Consider the following 14,190-nt stretch of genomic DNA (forward strand, 5'->3'; position numbering starts at 1 on the left):
TTATGTCATTTCAAGAATACGTAGATGCTGCACAGCAGTTTTTTGATGCACTGGTAGATAAGGCAACAGATGATGAACTGTTTGCAGGTGGCTACCTACGTGGTCATTTTGACCTAGCGGTAGGTTATGCCCAAGTTGCGGGTGAACAGATGAGCCCACAAGAGTTAAACGAAAACGTAGAAAAAAGCCTAGTTAAAGCGTATCACAGTGGTGAACTTAGCGAAGACGATAAAGCCCATGTTGTAGATATTTGGGAACAAGTGAAAGGGTTAGCGGCGTAAGGAAAGATATTCCCATTTTAAATTTTGTATATATAATAGGGAATTTATTTGAAAGGATTCTAAATGACTTCTATACCAAAAGCGCTGTTATTAACCAGCTTATTAGTTTGCTCAACCTCGTTTGCACAATCTGATGTTCGTGAGCAATTTAATCAAAACTACCGTGCTTATCAGCAAGCTGTTGAAGCGCGAGAAGACTACGACAGTATAGAAAAATACGCAAAGTTATCTTACCAGCAAGGTCGTGTAGTATTTGGGGAGCAAACCGAAAACACCGCAAACCTAGCAATTAACTACGCCAAAGCCATCGCCTTTAATGACAAAGAAGAAGCGCTTAATCTGGTGAGTGGTGCAATTGCTATCTTGAAACAGGTACATGGTAATAACGCGATAGAGTTAATAGATACATATATGCTCAAGGTAGATTGGTTACTTCCAAGTAAGGACCTCACTGCTAGGGAGTATGTTGTTAAAGCATTGGATATTGCCCAACACCATAACAATAAGTTGCTCGAATCAAAAATCTATTTTGAAGCAGCAAAAGTATTCAATCGTGTAGGAGACTACACAAGAGTTAAACGCTATCTAACTCATGCAGATGAAATTAATCAAAAGCACTTACCAAAAGACGCTGTTCATCGATTAACGGTAGATTTATGGGTTGCAGAATTACTTGCTGCCCGCAAGCAAAATAGTGGTGCTGTTGAGAAACTCCACAGCATTATTGAGGTGTTCGACGAGAAGCTGGAATTTGATCACCCTATCGAGCTTGTTGCGCATTCTCGCTTAGTTGGTCTATATGAAAAGCTGGGTAAGCGTGAACAAGCGACACAGCACTGCATTGCCATTGCCAAAATGAAACCTTGGCAGGATGATATTGAGCAGACACCTTTATATCGGATAGAACCCATATATCCAACCAGAGCTACAAGAGCTCGCAAAGAAGGGTGGGTTGATTTGGAGTTTACGGTAACACCAGAAGGTTTTGTTGAAGATATAACAGTATTGGATAAAGAGCATGGTGAAATGTTTGTGAAAAACTCTATCAAAGCATTAAAAGATTGGCGTTATGCGCCTAAATTTGTGGATGGTGAGGCTGTTAGTGCTAAAACTTCGGTACGGCTGGCGTTTAAAATGGGTCGTTAAATGAAGTCTTTTCACCTTCAAAACGTATAAACTCATGAGTAAAAAGTGCTGAGCCTCAATATTGGCGATAATAGTCGGTGATTAGGAGAGGGAGCCAAAACTATGGCTCCTTCGTTGATTAAAACTTCCAATACAAAAACATCAAAGTAAAACCGAACAAGTAAACCAACCCGAGCAAACTGAGATACTTCATAAACCCTTTAGGTTGATTATCGATCACCTTCATGAGTCGATAGTTAAACCATGCAAAGATTGGCGTTGTAACAAACGCCAGTGTCATTGCAAAGGTCAGCATGTCTTTTAAATTAGCCTTGAAAAATAGTACGACGGTCATGCCCAGTGCTGCTTGAGTTAGTACCAACAACGATAAGGTGTATTTTGGAACTGACTTTTTCGTCAATTGCATGGACTCATTAAGCGTTCGGGCATAGCCATCCAATACTGTAAGTGTGGTGCCAAACATACACAAAAACGCAATCGCAGCAACCAGTGAGTGTGACCACGGGCCAATGGTTTGTGTATACATACTGATGAGCTGTTGGCTAAACGCGATACCAGCTAACTCAATCTTGGTGGCGCTGCCATATTGAATGAGTACGCCCAACGAGAAGAATACCACTGCAAGTACAGCGGTAAGTCCATAACCAAGGTTAAAGTCAAATAATCCCTGCTTGAGTGTAAGGGCTGATGTTCTCGTTTTAGCTTTTAGCCAAAGAGAGTTGATAGCAGAGATCTCTATCGGCGCTGGCATCCAGCCCATTAACACCACAAGAAAGCCAAGCATGACCATTTGAAATGGCTCCGGTGGATTAGCTGGTGGTGGGTTAGCCGCGCCTTGACTCACTGCAATGCAAAGGGCAGCCACAGTTGAAATTGTCAATGTCGCCATGATCCACTTACTCGCTTTATCAAGTAGTTTATAATGACCGAGTAACAAAATAGCGAGACATAGCGCCAAAATAGCAAAGCATAGGGTGGTAATGTCTATTGCCCAAGGCAGTGCATAGTGTAACAAGCTGGCCGTAAGTAATAATACGCCAGCGGTGTTGACAATAGCAGCAATGATATTAAGAACGACAAAGGCAATAAAAACGGCCTTACCTTGTTGCTGATAACCTGCAACTAAGCTGTTTTTACTTAACAGGGTGTATTCGACTCCAAAGCGAAAAAAGGGATACTTAAGCAAGTTAACGGCTAGGATCAGCCAGAGTAATTGCCAACCAAATAGTGCCCCAGCTTGCGTTGCAGCTACCAAATGGGATCCGCCAATGGCAGCGGTTGCCATGAGAATGCCGGGGCCAAGCGTCGCCCCAACGGAAGTGAATTTGTGTTTTAGCGCCAACAGCACGGTGATTCCTTATGATTTTTTGTGCCATAGTAGCGCTTGTGCTTTTAAAACTGAACAGTTAGTTTACAATTTTCGGCACTCCACAAACCCATTTAACCAAAGCGTTCTTGGAAGTAGTCATCCGTATCTTCCAAAATATCCTGATAATCGTCCTCATCCAACTCTAAGGTGCTAAGTACCTCTGTTTTTACATGCAGCCAATCTGCTGTACTCCTAAAGCGCTTTTGCGTGTGTACTAGGTTCTCAGCCATTTTTAATGTGGCGTAACTGAGAAGTAACTCCTGATCGTGCGGTTCTGTCAAGAACTCTAAATCATGGTGACGCAAAATAAGCTGACAGATAGGTTTTGGTAGATGCCAGCTGGATGCTAGAAAAAACCCTACAATGGTGTGATTAGTGTTGTACGCTTGCTCTTCAAATTGAGTGAGAGGTTCATCATGACTGTTATTGGCTATATCGAGCACCTTAACGTAGTCTGGGTATTTAACCGCCATAGCGGGGATCCCTGCATCGTGAAACAATCCAAGCATGTGTAGATTTTCCGAGGGCACTTTAGATTTCACTTTTTTGCCGATGAGTGTAGCAACCGCTGCGATTTCTGTTGAGGTGTCCCAAAACCTTTCGAGACTGATACAACAAGAGCTTTGTTCAAAAGCTTGTTGCAACAGGCAGCTTGTGACCAGCTGAGTAACGCTATCTAGACCTAAAAACATCACGGCCTGTTTAATATCGGTGATCGTGCGTGACATGCCGTAAGCTGGCGAATTAATAACTTTAAGTACAGCAGCAGACGTTGAAAGGTCAGTGGAAATTAGGCTTGCAATGTGGTTTAAATCAGGCTCGGGGTGTTGAATAGCTGTTTGTAATTGTTCAAGAAGTTCTGGCTTAGGTGGTAAATTAAAGCCTCTTTTTATGTCGTTTATTACCTTGTCATCAATATTGATCATAGTAGCGTGCACCAAGTCAAAGGGTTAGCCCAAAGCATAGCCTATTTAATATGAAATCAAGTGATACTATATATGCATCGATGGCTCATCGGTTGTGGTGTGACCTGTTCTGGATATTGCGACGAATGTTAATTTTAAGTAGAGTTAGGTGATTTTTTTATTAAGGAACAACTATGGACTCACAGGCGAACGGTGCGGTAAACAATGGCGCAGTGACTCGATTTCTGAATTTTATTGAGCGGGTTGGGAATAAACTACCAGATCCCGCCATGATTTTTTTATTTTCTATGTTATTGATTTGGCTTCTATCTTGGCTCTTCTCTAACACTCAATTTGAATCGATTGACCCAAGAACAGGGCAAGCAATTGTGGTGCATAATCTGTTAAGTGGTGATGCACTCGCGGGCTTCTTGGCGACTATGGTTAAAACATTCACCAGCTTTGCTCCTTTGGGAGTTGTACTGGTTGCTATGTTGGGCGTAGGTGTGGCAGAGCATTCTGGCTATATCAATGTTGGCCTCAAGCTGATGCTCAAACGCACACCACAGATTCTGCTCACGCCTTCAATCATTTTGGTGGCAATTGTAAGCCACACTGCAACGGATGCTGGTTATGTACTGGTTATTCCACTTGCTGGGGTGATTTTTTATGCCATGGGGCGGCATCCTTTGGCTGGTATTGCTGCTGCATTTGCAGGTGTAAGCGGCGGCTTTAGTGCCAACTTTATTCCTTCAGGAATAGACCCATTACTACAGAGCTTTACACAAAGTGCCGCACATATTATTGACCCTGAGATGGCTATAAACCCGCTGAATAATTGGTTTTTCACCTCCGCATCGAGTGTGTTTATCATTTTATTAGGCTGGTACATCACCGATAAAATTATTGAACCAAGACTTAAAAATACTCCTGTGGATGGAGACACCGATAGCCTACCTGAATTTCATGAAGTCACCGATGTGGAGCGTAAGGGCTTTTACGTAGCCAGCACAGTGATGCTAGCAGGAATAGCCCTATTGACGTATGCGGCAAGCGGTGAAGACTCATCTCTACGTGGCCCTTCAGGGGCATTGACTGACTTTAGTGCTCCTTTAATGCAATCTATTGTGCCGCTGATCTTTTTACTATTTTGGATCCCAGGTGCCGTGTTTGGTTTTATGGTAGGCACCTTTAAATCTTCGAAAGATATGATAGATGCGATGAGTAAATCCATGGGGAGCATGGCTTATTACATCGTAATGGCATTTTTCTGTGCATTGTTTATTTCTGCATTTGCAAAGTCGAATCTAGGTGCCTTATTAGCAATTGAAGGCGCAGAAATACTCAAGGCGTTAGCACTGCCTAGCGGAATTACAGTCGTAGGTATTATTTTCCTAACCGCTTTTGTAAACCTGTTTGTGGGGTCTAGTTCAGCAAAATGGGCGCTATTAGGGCCTATTTTTGTGCCTATGTTGATGCAATTAGGGATCTCTCCTGATTTAAGTCAGGCGGCGTATCGCGTAGGCGATTCAAGCTCCAATATTATTACTCCATTGATGCCTTACTTTCCGCTTGTTGTGGTCTATTGCCAAAAATATGTAAAAGGAACAGGCATTGGCACATTGATAGCGATGATGCTCCCGTATTCAATCGCCTTCTTAATAGGCTGGAGCTTGTTCTTATTGGTTTACTGGGGACTGGATATTCCTTTGGGTTTGCAAGCAAGCTATGAATATTTAGGCTCATAAATAACCAAAATTCAATAGTATGGGCTCCTAAATGGTGATAATGTGGCAATCACACTGTTGCATTTAAAGGAGCCCAATATGCAAGTAAACGTGGCCTCAGACTCTCATCTCATCCTTTCTTATTTCGACGATATTCACGCAAATATTAGCCAATCTTACTGGGCAGAAAATATCCCTAAACCGCTGCTTAGAAAAGCGTTAGAGAACAGTGTGTGTTTTGCCATTATAGACCCACAAGCAGGGCTTATGGCATTTGCACGTATGATCACGGATAAAGCCACGTTTGGGTACTTGGCGGATGTGTTCGTACAACCTGCTTTTCAAGGCCAAGGGTTGAGTAAAAGGTTGATGGAGGCTATACAGACACATCCCGAACTACAAGGGTTACGGCGTACTATGCTAGCCACTAAGGATGCACATGGCTTGTATGAGCAATATGGCTTTGAGCCAATTACGGATGCATCTCCTTTTATGCAAATTGTCGTGCCCGATATTTACAAGCCTAATTTGTAACATAAAGCAGATAAGGTGTTCACATGAGTGGAAACATCTAAATTAAGGTGGTTGTTGCGCTAACTCCTGCTAAATTTACATATTATACAGATAGTTTTTGCAACAAGCAGTAGAGGTTTGCGGTGAGAATAAAAAGTAAGATTGTATTAAACGTGGCGATTATTGTTGCCGCAGCGGTGATAGCAACAGCTGGTATTCTAACTACGTTGGCAAAATCGAATGCTAATAATGCGCTACAGGAGCAGTTGCAAAATCGCTTAGTGGGTGTCAGGGATGCAAAGAAAGAGCAACTAGAAAGCTACTTTGACATGATGCAGCAGCAAATCAAAACGCTGGCGTCTTCAACAATGACTGTCGATGCAACTGTCGCATTTAGATCTGGTTTTTCTCAGTATCAGCAGCAATTCTCTGGAGCGAGTCAAAGCCAGATAAACACTTCTTTGCAACGCTTCTATCAGCAGCAGTTTGCGGCAAATTACCGTGAGCTAAATGATGATGCGCAAATTAACACGCAAGTGTTATTGGCGGACTTGTCAACAAATACCAGAGCGATTCAATATACCTATATTTCTAACAACCGGCACCCATTAGGTAGTAAAAGCGAATTGTATGATGCCCAAGACGGCAGTGATTACGCGCAAACCCATGTGAAGTATCACGACTCTTACAAGCAGCTACTAGAATCGTTTGGCTACTACGATATTTTTATTGTTGATGCGCAAACGGGTGAGGTTATTTACTCTGTGTTTAAAGAACTCGACTTTGCTACCTCATTGCGCTTTGGCCCATACAGTAGCTCGGGTTTGGGAGATGCATATCAAGCAGCCATGAAAGCACAGCAAGGTGAGGTGACGCTCATTGATTTTAGGCCTTACACGCCTTCTTATGAGGCGCCTGCTGCATTCTTATCAACCCCGATATTTAACAATAAGCAACGAATTGGTGTGCTTATTTTCCAAGCGCCAGTGGACAACATTAATAACATCATGGATTACGATCAACAATGGCTGCAAAGAGGGCTTGGAGAAACAGGAGAAACCTATTTGGTGGGGGAAGATCGGTTGATGCGTTCGCAAAGCCGTTTCTTTTTGGAAAATAAATCTCAATATTTAGCGAACATCAAAAGTCAAGGTGTTGCCAGCCAAGTGATCAGTCAAATAGATGCTAAAAACTCTACATTGGGCTTAGCTGAAGTGAAAACGCAGGCTGCAGAGCGCGCTTTGCAAGGTCAAAGTGGTTTTTCACAGGCCAATAACTATCTTAATACAGAAGTAGTCTCAGCGTTTGCACCATTAGATTTAATGGGCTTACGTTGGGCCATTGTCAGTGAAATTAGTACAGATGAAGGTTTTGAAGCCAGTGCTAACTTGTTGGAAACCATGTTATTTGCTGCAGTGGTGCTCAGTATTGTATTGATATTAATGGGACTGGCGATTGCGTGGTTTTTAGGGGGATATCTGTCAAAACCCGTTCTGGCAATTAATGATTTTGTGGTGAAAGTGGCAACGTCATTGGATCTGTCTTTGCGAGCAAATTTACGCTTTAACAAAGCGGATAATGATGAAATAGGTCAGGTTGGCCGCTCGCTCAATAAGATGATGCAAAGTATTAATGAGGCGATGTGTGAAGTCTCAGATTCATCTAAAAATTTGGATCGTTCAGTGTCATCGCTGAGGGAGAATTTTAACAAAGTTGCGACTCAGTCAACAGAGCAGTCCAGCATGACTCTGCAACTGTCGGCTGCGATAGAGCAGATGGCGCAAACCTCGGAATCATTAGCACAATCAGCTGAAAGCTCGAATGAAGCAACTCATGCAGCGGTTGAGCAAGTAGCTGATGGACAAGCGAATGTAGAGGCCAACGTGCGCAACAATAATGAGTTAAAAAATATCATTACCGTGACTTCCAGTGAAGTAGATAAGGTTGCCAAAGATAGTGCTGATATTGGCTCAGTTTTAGAGGTAATAAAAGGCATAGCTGAACAAACAAACCTGCTGGCGCTCAATGCCGCGATAGAAGCTGCAAGGGCTGGAGAACAAGGACGCGGATTTGCCGTTGTTGCCGACGAAGTTCGAGCGCTGGCACAAAAGACTCAAGACTCCACCAAAGAGATCCACAATATCATTGAAGCCTTGCAAAGTGGTTCGAAGCAAACGGTTAACTCCATGAAAGGCGCACTGGTAAGCGTTGAACAAACATTCTCTACAACAAGCCATGTTACTTCATCATTTGAGCAAATAAACGAGCAAGTCATGGCGATTGAAAGTTATAACTCACAAGTAGCAACGGCCACATCAGAGCAAAGTGCGGTTGCCCGAGATATGGCGCATCAGGTATCGAGTATCAGTGATCTCGCTGAGCACAACTGCGATAACATTCAGATAGCGTCTAGTTGTTGTGACGAAGTGGAGTCGGAATATCACCGTCTGCAAGCTTTGGTAGGACGTTTCAAGCTCTAGTCAGTTGATGTCTGACTAGAGCTGATGAGATGAAGTGTGATTAACCTAGCATGTTATACAACAAAGCAGAAACAGCGAGTAGTCCAACACACAACACGAAGTAGGTGCCAATATGTCGTCTGTATGCGTGTAAAGCGGGAACTTTAAACACCGCAACAGTTGGCATAATAAACAAGATCATGGCGATGATTGGGCCTGATATTGCGCCCATCATGTCTAAGATACTTGGATTGGCTACTGCACATACCCAAATAGCAATAAACATAAAACCAATACCCAATTTGTCTGCTTGGGCAAACGTCAGTTTAAGTTGTTTTGTCATCAGACCATTGAAGCTCTCGCGTGCGCCCATAAAGTGCCCCAGAAATGATGACGTAATGGCTACAAACGCCACGAGTGGCCCGAGCATGGCAATAAATGGGTTATCATAAATATTCGCTAGATAAGAAAGCACAGAAACGTTTGCCTGTTTAGCATTATTCATTTGCTCAGGTGTTAGTGACAATACACAGGAAATAACAAACAGTAAGACAAATAAAATCAAAAATACTGACGTGTATTTGAGAATACGTTCTGCCTTACTGGTTGCTTGTCGTTTGTAGTGACGTCTTTGTACGTTCGCAAAGCTAGAAATAGCTGCTGCATGACTAAATGAAAATACAATAACTGGAACGGATAACCATAAGGTGGAAGCCAAATTACCTAACTCGGGTGTATCGACTATGGGCACTTGCCAATGTGGTATTAAATATAGAGACAGGAACAGTAAAATAGCGACCAGTGGATAAACCAGCACGGCAAATGCACGCATGAGCAGCTTCTCACCACCTAGCATAATGCCAATCATGCCTGCTACCAATACACCAGAGAGCGCTGCTCGTGGTAGAGACTCAAGACCCAACTGATTGACCATAAAGCTATCAACGGTGTTGGTTAGGCCAACGCCATAAATGAGCAGGATGGGAAATATTGAGAAGAAATACAGCAGCGAAATGAGACGACCCGCGATTGGCCCAAAGTGCTCTTCTACCACATCGGTAAAGTCGGCATTTCCTTGCTCGGATGACAGTACAAATCGAGCCAGACCCCTGTGAGCCATGTAGGTCATGGGTAAGGCCAATAAGGTCATCACTAGTAATGGCCAAAAGCCGCCAATACCTATGTTAATAGGCAGGAATAAAATACCAGCACCTACTGCTGTACCAAATAAACTAAGGACCCAATGGGTGTCATGCTTACTCCAGTTACCCCAACTGGCTGAAGATATATCGGTTGTGATAGCTTCTGGGGAGTTACTCATAAAATACATCCTGAGTTATGAAAATTTCACGCATCATAATGGAAGTTAGATAAAGATTCATGTGTTATTCAGGTCTTTAGATGAGTTATGCTTAAAGAGTATTCAAAGCGTCTAATTGTTATACTTATGATTATCTAGGACTGAGGTTAATTGGGTGGCCGTTGCGCTATCAGTATGTTGAAAATAACAATATGAAGACTTTATTATTGGTGCCATCAAGGAAGTTTGAATCGTTATTCATTTAAAAAATAAAAACCATAAAAATAACGTATTAAATTCAATGGCGTATACGAAATTGGCCTTAAATTTGTTAATATTTATTCCATTTCTTTCACATTTCCCTAATATAAATATGTTCTTGGTGCGCTTTCTTATTTGAGCAAACCCATGAATAGCGTATCGCTGCATAGAATGTTACATCTTTTAAACGTCTAGAATTGACGTAAGGTCATTATGTGTTTAACATCGAGGTAACATATTTTGTGGCATTCATTATACAATTTATATTAAGAGGTAAATGAAATGTTTGCACTGAATAAAGTTATAGGGAATATTTTGAGGTTTGATACTAGCAATAGAGTATTAACAAAGAATAACAAGCTTACTCTGAGCGAGAAAATCAACAAATTAGAGTTACACCAATGTTCATTAGTGTCAGGTGCTGGCTCTTCAGGGCATGGTCATCAGCCACCAGAGTAAGTTGTATTGAGTATTTTATAGGAAAAACATGGATGAACTTTACACATTAGTGGCTTGGGGATTGCGAGCATTAGAATGTGCAGTTTTAATCTTGGTTATATTAAATCTTAAATGGCGAAATATACCTGTATTTGGTGTTTACAGATTTGAATCTCTTGCTGATGAAGAGCTTTACTCATGTTTTTTAACTTGCTTATGCTTGTTTGCTATAAATTTACTTATCACCAATATAATACCTTATATCTTCTCACTAGAAGTTGGGGTATTTGAGCTGAGACGCTTTTACTATTCATTTTTAGTGAGTATCTCAGCGACTTTTTGTCTATTGATGTTTTTCTTCCATTCAATAAAAAATTGCCGATTCTCGTTTGTTGCAAGGACTTGCTTGTTTATGAGTTTCGTCGGAACACTGACAAACCTTCTACAGCTTGTACTAAGGGGGTATTTTGATATTAATATCCTTTATAGTTTTTATGGGCCTTTCATCGCTTCACAATCGATAATGGATATAGCCATTACCATGTTTTTTGTTTTTAAATTTACGTCTCAAACACACCGTATGAGGGTGCCTGCATGATGCTTGTCCTAACAATGGCTTGTCTGACGTGTTTGATTTTTGTTTGTTATGTTGTGTCGTTGGTCAAAGGTATTAATTTATCTCGTAGTGAGCAAAAACTAAAAGCTTTTCTAGTTACATCAAAATCTGGTCGGCATGAATCGATATCTAAACAATCTTACGACCAAGCTTACGATATTGTTATGGACTTAGCAGAAGTGCTTGAAAGTGATGATGACTTTGTTAAATATGACGGTGTAAAAGTCATGTTCAAGCGGGTCAGCGATTTTAAAGAGTCTGAGCAAACCTGCAACGGTGTGGTAGCCAAGTCAGATGTTTCACGTTGTAATCAAACGGTGCAAGTATTAAAAGTAGTAAAATAAGTTAAAGTGCAGCTTAGAGGGAGGAAAGGGATTGCTATAGTTATTTCTTAAGCGCTTTTATTGTTTCTAAACGAGCCTGCCAACAAAGGTTTTAAGTCTCTTAATAGTAGCTGCCCACTTGTTTCAAAGTCAGCCGTTTTAGTTGATTTAAACCATCCCAAATGACACATAAACAACAATGTTTCTTTTGCGGTTTTAACAAATTGTTGTTCAAATTCATCCTCAGACAAGAACGGCGTATAAGTCTGCATACTGGTCGGGTTGTTGGTGGTCGCATTGGGGTGGTTTTCGCCAGTAATTAGCCACTGAGCAAATGCTTTAGTCGATGGATGTTCGAAAAATTTGGAAATAACCGAAAGTGTGGGTTCTCGCTCACCTTTCTCATACTTTCGATATGATGGAACTGGGATTTCTAACATTTCAGCAAAACTTACCTGCGATTCATCCACTGAAATTCGCAGTTGTTTTAATCTTGTTGCAAAAGTATTTGACATATAACCCAATCCGATCAATTATTTTACCAGTTGACCCAGATAGGCTACATGAAATAAATCATCTTGTCTATTTCGGTGTTTCAGGGGGCTGTGAGTGTAGTCAAGTACATTCACTCAATAGGACCATTTGGTGATTTGCAACCAGTTTGTTGTACAGGCTGTAAAATACCGACTATTACCAAATATGGATATATGATGACAATAAGAAGAAATGAACGCACACGTAAAGCGCATACCTTGGCAGCAAAACAGTATATTCCAGCGACAATTCGTAAGTTACGAAGAGATATGAAATTGACTCAGGCTCAACTGGGTAAAAGCCTAGTTACGCCAGTCGATCAGGCCACTATCTCAAACTGGGAATCTGGTAAGACAGAACTCACAGCATGCCAATTGCTTGATATTATGATGCTGTTTGGCCAACCCAATTTTCTATCTTTTATCGAGCAATATAGTCCTGTTGAGGAAAGGCAGTCTGCCTAACATGAATTTTGCGTTCTGTATTTAGCAAAGCGCGACCCAGTGTTCTCGTACCTGTAGCAGTGTTACAACTGCTTTGTGCTGGTGAAATAAACGTTACTGTTAGTTGGCTGTTTATTTCACCTTTTTATGGATTGATCCCACCGCATTTTTCTCACACGTTATCGACTTAACATAAAGTTTTTATTTTCAATTTGATACGCATAAAAAATAGTATGTTTTTTGTGCTCAATGGCTTAGAACGCAACGGATTTTAGTTTATATTAGGGTAACTAAAAATAATAAAAAAAGGTGTTCTGTGGCTGATGAAATAAAGAAAATTGTCATTGTTGGTGGTGGCACAACAGGTTGGATGGCAGCGGCAAGCTTGTCTAGGTTTGCAAAGGGAAAGGATTTGAGTGTTACCCTCATAGAGTCTCCTGATATCAACACTGTTGGGGTGGGAGAGGCGACTATTCCAAACTTCGTAGACTTCAACCGCAATTTAGGGATTGCGGATGCCGATTTAATAAAGGCCACACAGGCCACCTTTAAACTGGGGATTGAATTCGAAGATTGGTATAAAAAAGGATCACGGTTTTTTCACCCGTTTGCGGCTTATGGCGCGCCCTTAGAAAATATTGAATTCCATCAATACATTAATAAACTCAAGGCACAGGGCGTCGCACCAGAGATAGAAGATTATTGTTTTGCCTGTTTACTGGCCAAAAAGGGGGCTTTTGCTCAGCCCAATGGACAAAGTAACAATTCAGCCACTCATTACTCTTACGCCTATCACATGGATGCAGTGTTGTATGCGCAGTTTTTAACTCAGTTCTGCAAAGAAAAGGGAGTTAAGCATATTCTGGCAACGGTATCTAAGGTAACGCTAAATGTAGAGTCGGGGATGATTGAATCGCTGAAACTCAGTGATGGACAGACCATCAATGGTGACTTATTCATAGATTGCTCGGGTTTTAAAGGGATATTGATTGAAGGAGCCATGGGGATTGGCCTTGAAGCAGATGATCATTGGCTTCCTTGTGACAGCGCTGTCGCAGTGCAAACTGAATTACAGGGTCAACCCACACCGTATACACGAGCCATAGCCAAAGAGGCAGGGTGGCAATGGTGTATTCCCCTGCAACATCGTATGGGGAATGGTTATATCTACTCCAGTAAATTTATGAGTGATGCACAAGCCGAGGAGAGTCTGCTAAACAGCGTAAAAGGGCGTACCATAACCCAGGTAAAGCACTTTAAGTTTCCAAAAGGACGTAGGAAAGTCATTTGGCATAAAAACTGTTTTGCGCTGGGCTTGGCCGCGGGCTTTTTGGAGCCACTGGAATCTTTGGGGATTTCTCTCATTCAAACTGCATTGGCCAAGTTGCTGACCTTTTTTCCTGACAAATCATTTAATCAGGCTGATATTGATGAAGTAAATCGTCTTCATAATAGTGAGCTTGACCGCATCATTGATTTTTTACTGGTACATTACAAGCTGACGCAGCGTGATGACACGGCATTTTGGCGTTACTGCCAGCAAATGCCAATCCCTGAGAGTCTTGCTCATAAGTTGGCAGTGTATAAAAGCCAAGGGCATGTGGTGCAATATGCTGATGAGTCTTTTCAACAGGCAAGTTGGCTTGCAATGTTTTTCGGTTTTAATTTACAGCCAGAACGTTTTGATGCGCGGATTAAAAGCTTAGACAATCGCCTAATTGAGAAAAACCTAGCGCAGTTAAACGACCAATTACAAAGTGCTGTGTCACAATGTTTGTCGCATCAAGCGTTTATTGATAAGCACTGCAAAGCGGTAAGCGATGTCTAGCGAGGCGGATCAGAATCGAGCAGTGCTTTGTTCTGAGCTCTTACATT

The 14,190-nt window shown here is 41.7% G+C and carries 13 protein-coding genes; 9 read left to right on the forward strand and 4 right to left on the reverse strand.

Annotation, left to right across the window (positions count from 1 at the left end):
• The first annotated feature begins 2 nt into the window (after nt 1-2).
• Both BET10_RS07695 and BET10_RS07700 read left to right on the forward strand, forming a co-directional pair.
• Nucleotides 3-281 carry a YfcL family protein gene (locus BET10_RS07695; protein ID WP_070984658.1) on the forward strand — a complete coding sequence of 93 codons (279 nt, stop codon included), beginning with the start codon at nt 3-5 and terminating at the stop codon, nt 279-281.
• 63 nt (nt 282-344) lie between these two features.
• Nucleotides 345-1,427 (forward strand): energy transducer TonB, encoded by a 1,083-nt coding sequence (locus BET10_RS07700; protein ID WP_070984660.1) that lies wholly within the window; start codon nt 345-347, stop codon nt 1,425-1,427.
• Nucleotides 1,428-1,545: 118 nt separating this feature from the next.
• Here the strand turns inward: BET10_RS07700 and BET10_RS07705 are convergent, their stop codons facing one another.
• Nucleotides 1,546-2,781 (reverse strand): NRAMP family divalent metal transporter, encoded by a 1,236-nt coding sequence (locus tag BET10_RS07705; protein WP_205987530.1) that lies wholly within the window; start codon nt 2,779-2,781, stop codon nt 1,546-1,548.
• An 86-nt stretch (nt 2,782-2,867) separates the two neighbouring features.
• Nucleotides 2,868-3,722, reverse strand: a complete 855-nt coding sequence (locus tag BET10_RS07710) for an HDOD domain-containing protein (RefSeq protein ID WP_070984662.1) — start codon at nt 3,720-3,722, stop codon at nt 2,868-2,870.
• A gap of 173 nt (nt 3,723-3,895) precedes the next feature.
• Between BET10_RS07710 and BET10_RS07715 the strand changes: the two genes are divergently transcribed.
• From BET10_RS07715 to BET10_RS07725, 3 genes are all read left to right on the forward strand, one after another.
• Nucleotides 3,896-5,449 carry an AbgT family transporter gene (locus BET10_RS07715; protein ID WP_070984664.1) on the forward strand — a complete coding sequence of 518 codons (1,554 nt, stop codon included), beginning with the start codon at nt 3,896-3,898 and terminating at the stop codon, nt 5,447-5,449.
• Nucleotides 5,450-5,527: 78 nt separating this feature from the next.
• Complete coding sequence (locus BET10_RS07720) at nt 5,528-5,962, forward strand: GNAT family N-acetyltransferase (RefSeq protein WP_070984666.1); 435 nt, start codon at nt 5,528-5,530, stop codon at nt 5,960-5,962.
• A 122-nt stretch (nt 5,963-6,084) separates the two neighbouring features.
• Entirely contained in the window at nt 6,085-8,421 is a 2,337-nt protein-coding gene (locus BET10_RS07725; RefSeq protein WP_071038881.1) for a methyl-accepting chemotaxis protein, read from the forward strand.
• Between the two features lie 40 nt (nt 8,422-8,461).
• On the opposite strand, the gene BET10_RS07730 is transcribed toward BET10_RS07725, so the two are convergent.
• Nucleotides 8,462-9,721, reverse strand: a complete 1,260-nt coding sequence (locus BET10_RS07730; protein ID WP_070984670.1) for an SLC5/6 family protein — start codon at nt 9,719-9,721, stop codon at nt 8,462-8,464.
• A 727-nt stretch (nt 9,722-10,448) separates the two neighbouring features.
• On the opposite strand from BET10_RS07730, the gene BET10_RS07735 reads away from it, so the two are divergent.
• Nucleotides 10,449-10,997, forward strand: a complete 549-nt coding sequence (locus BET10_RS07735) for a hypothetical protein (protein WP_070984672.1) — start codon at nt 10,449-10,451, stop codon at nt 10,995-10,997.
• A complete protein-coding gene (locus BET10_RS07740) occupies nt 10,994-11,359 on the forward strand; it encodes a hypothetical protein (protein ID WP_070984674.1) in 366 nt (121 codons plus the stop codon). The genes BET10_RS07735 and BET10_RS07740 overlap by 4 nt, the downstream gene beginning before the upstream one ends.
• A gap of 47 nt (nt 11,360-11,406) precedes the next feature.
• On the opposite strand, the gene BET10_RS07745 is transcribed toward BET10_RS07740, so the two are convergent.
• On the reverse strand, nt 11,407-11,853 hold the full coding sequence (locus BET10_RS07745; protein WP_070984676.1) for a helix-turn-helix transcriptional regulator: 447 nt from the start codon (nt 11,851-11,853) through the stop codon (nt 11,407-11,409).
• 195 nt (nt 11,854-12,048) lie between these two features.
• Between BET10_RS07745 and BET10_RS07750 the strand changes: the two genes are divergently transcribed.
• Together BET10_RS07750 and BET10_RS07755 are read left to right on the forward strand one after the other, a co-directional pair.
• A complete protein-coding gene (locus BET10_RS07750) occupies nt 12,049-12,336 on the forward strand; it encodes a helix-turn-helix domain-containing protein (protein WP_083330467.1) in 288 nt (95 codons plus the stop codon).
• A gap of 295 nt (nt 12,337-12,631) precedes the next feature.
• Nucleotides 12,632-14,143, forward strand: a complete 1,512-nt coding sequence (locus BET10_RS07755; RefSeq protein ID WP_083330468.1) for a tryptophan halogenase family protein — start codon at nt 12,632-12,634, stop codon at nt 14,141-14,143.
• The last annotated feature ends 47 nt before the right edge of the window (nt 14,144-14,190 follow it).

Origin of the sequence: Pseudoalteromonas amylolytica (assembly GCF_001854605.1) — a bacterium.
Classification (GTDB): Bacteria; Pseudomonadota; Gammaproteobacteria; order Enterobacterales; family Alteromonadaceae; genus Pseudoalteromonas; species Pseudoalteromonas amylolytica.

What these genes read in the sequence shown, in the direction of transcription:
- BET10_RS07710 (WP_070984662.1), bottom strand. Translation starts at nt 3,722, where the DNA reads ATGATCAATATTGATGACAAGGTAATAAACGACATAAAAAGAGGCTTT.
- BET10_RS07720 (WP_070984666.1), top strand. Translation starts at nt 5,528, where the DNA reads ATGCAAGTAAACGTGGCCTCAGACTCTCATCTCATCCTTTCTTATTTC.
- BET10_RS07750 (WP_083330467.1), top strand. Translation starts at nt 12,049, where the DNA reads ATGACAATAAGAAGAAATGAACGCACACGTAAAGCGCATACCTTGGCA.
- BET10_RS07735 (WP_070984672.1), top strand. Translation starts at nt 10,449, where the DNA reads ATGGATGAACTTTACACATTAGTGGCTTGGGGATTGCGAGCATTAGAA.
- BET10_RS07700 (WP_070984660.1), top strand. Translation starts at nt 345, where the DNA reads ATGACTTCTATACCAAAAGCGCTGTTATTAACCAGCTTATTAGTTTGC.
- BET10_RS07715 (WP_070984664.1), top strand. Translation starts at nt 3,896, where the DNA reads ATGGACTCACAGGCGAACGGTGCGGTAAACAATGGCGCAGTGACTCGA.
- BET10_RS07730 (WP_070984670.1), bottom strand. Translation starts at nt 9,721, where the DNA reads ATGAGTAACTCCCCAGAAGCTATCACAACCGATATATCTTCAGCCAGT.
- BET10_RS07745 (WP_070984676.1), bottom strand. Translation starts at nt 11,853, where the DNA reads ATGTCAAATACTTTTGCAACAAGATTAAAACAACTGCGAATTTCAGTG.
- BET10_RS07695 (WP_070984658.1), top strand. Translation starts at nt 3, where the DNA reads ATGTCATTTCAAGAATACGTAGATGCTGCACAGCAGTTTTTTGATGCA.
- BET10_RS07740 (WP_070984674.1), top strand. Translation starts at nt 10,994, where the DNA reads ATGATGCTTGTCCTAACAATGGCTTGTCTGACGTGTTTGATTTTTGTT.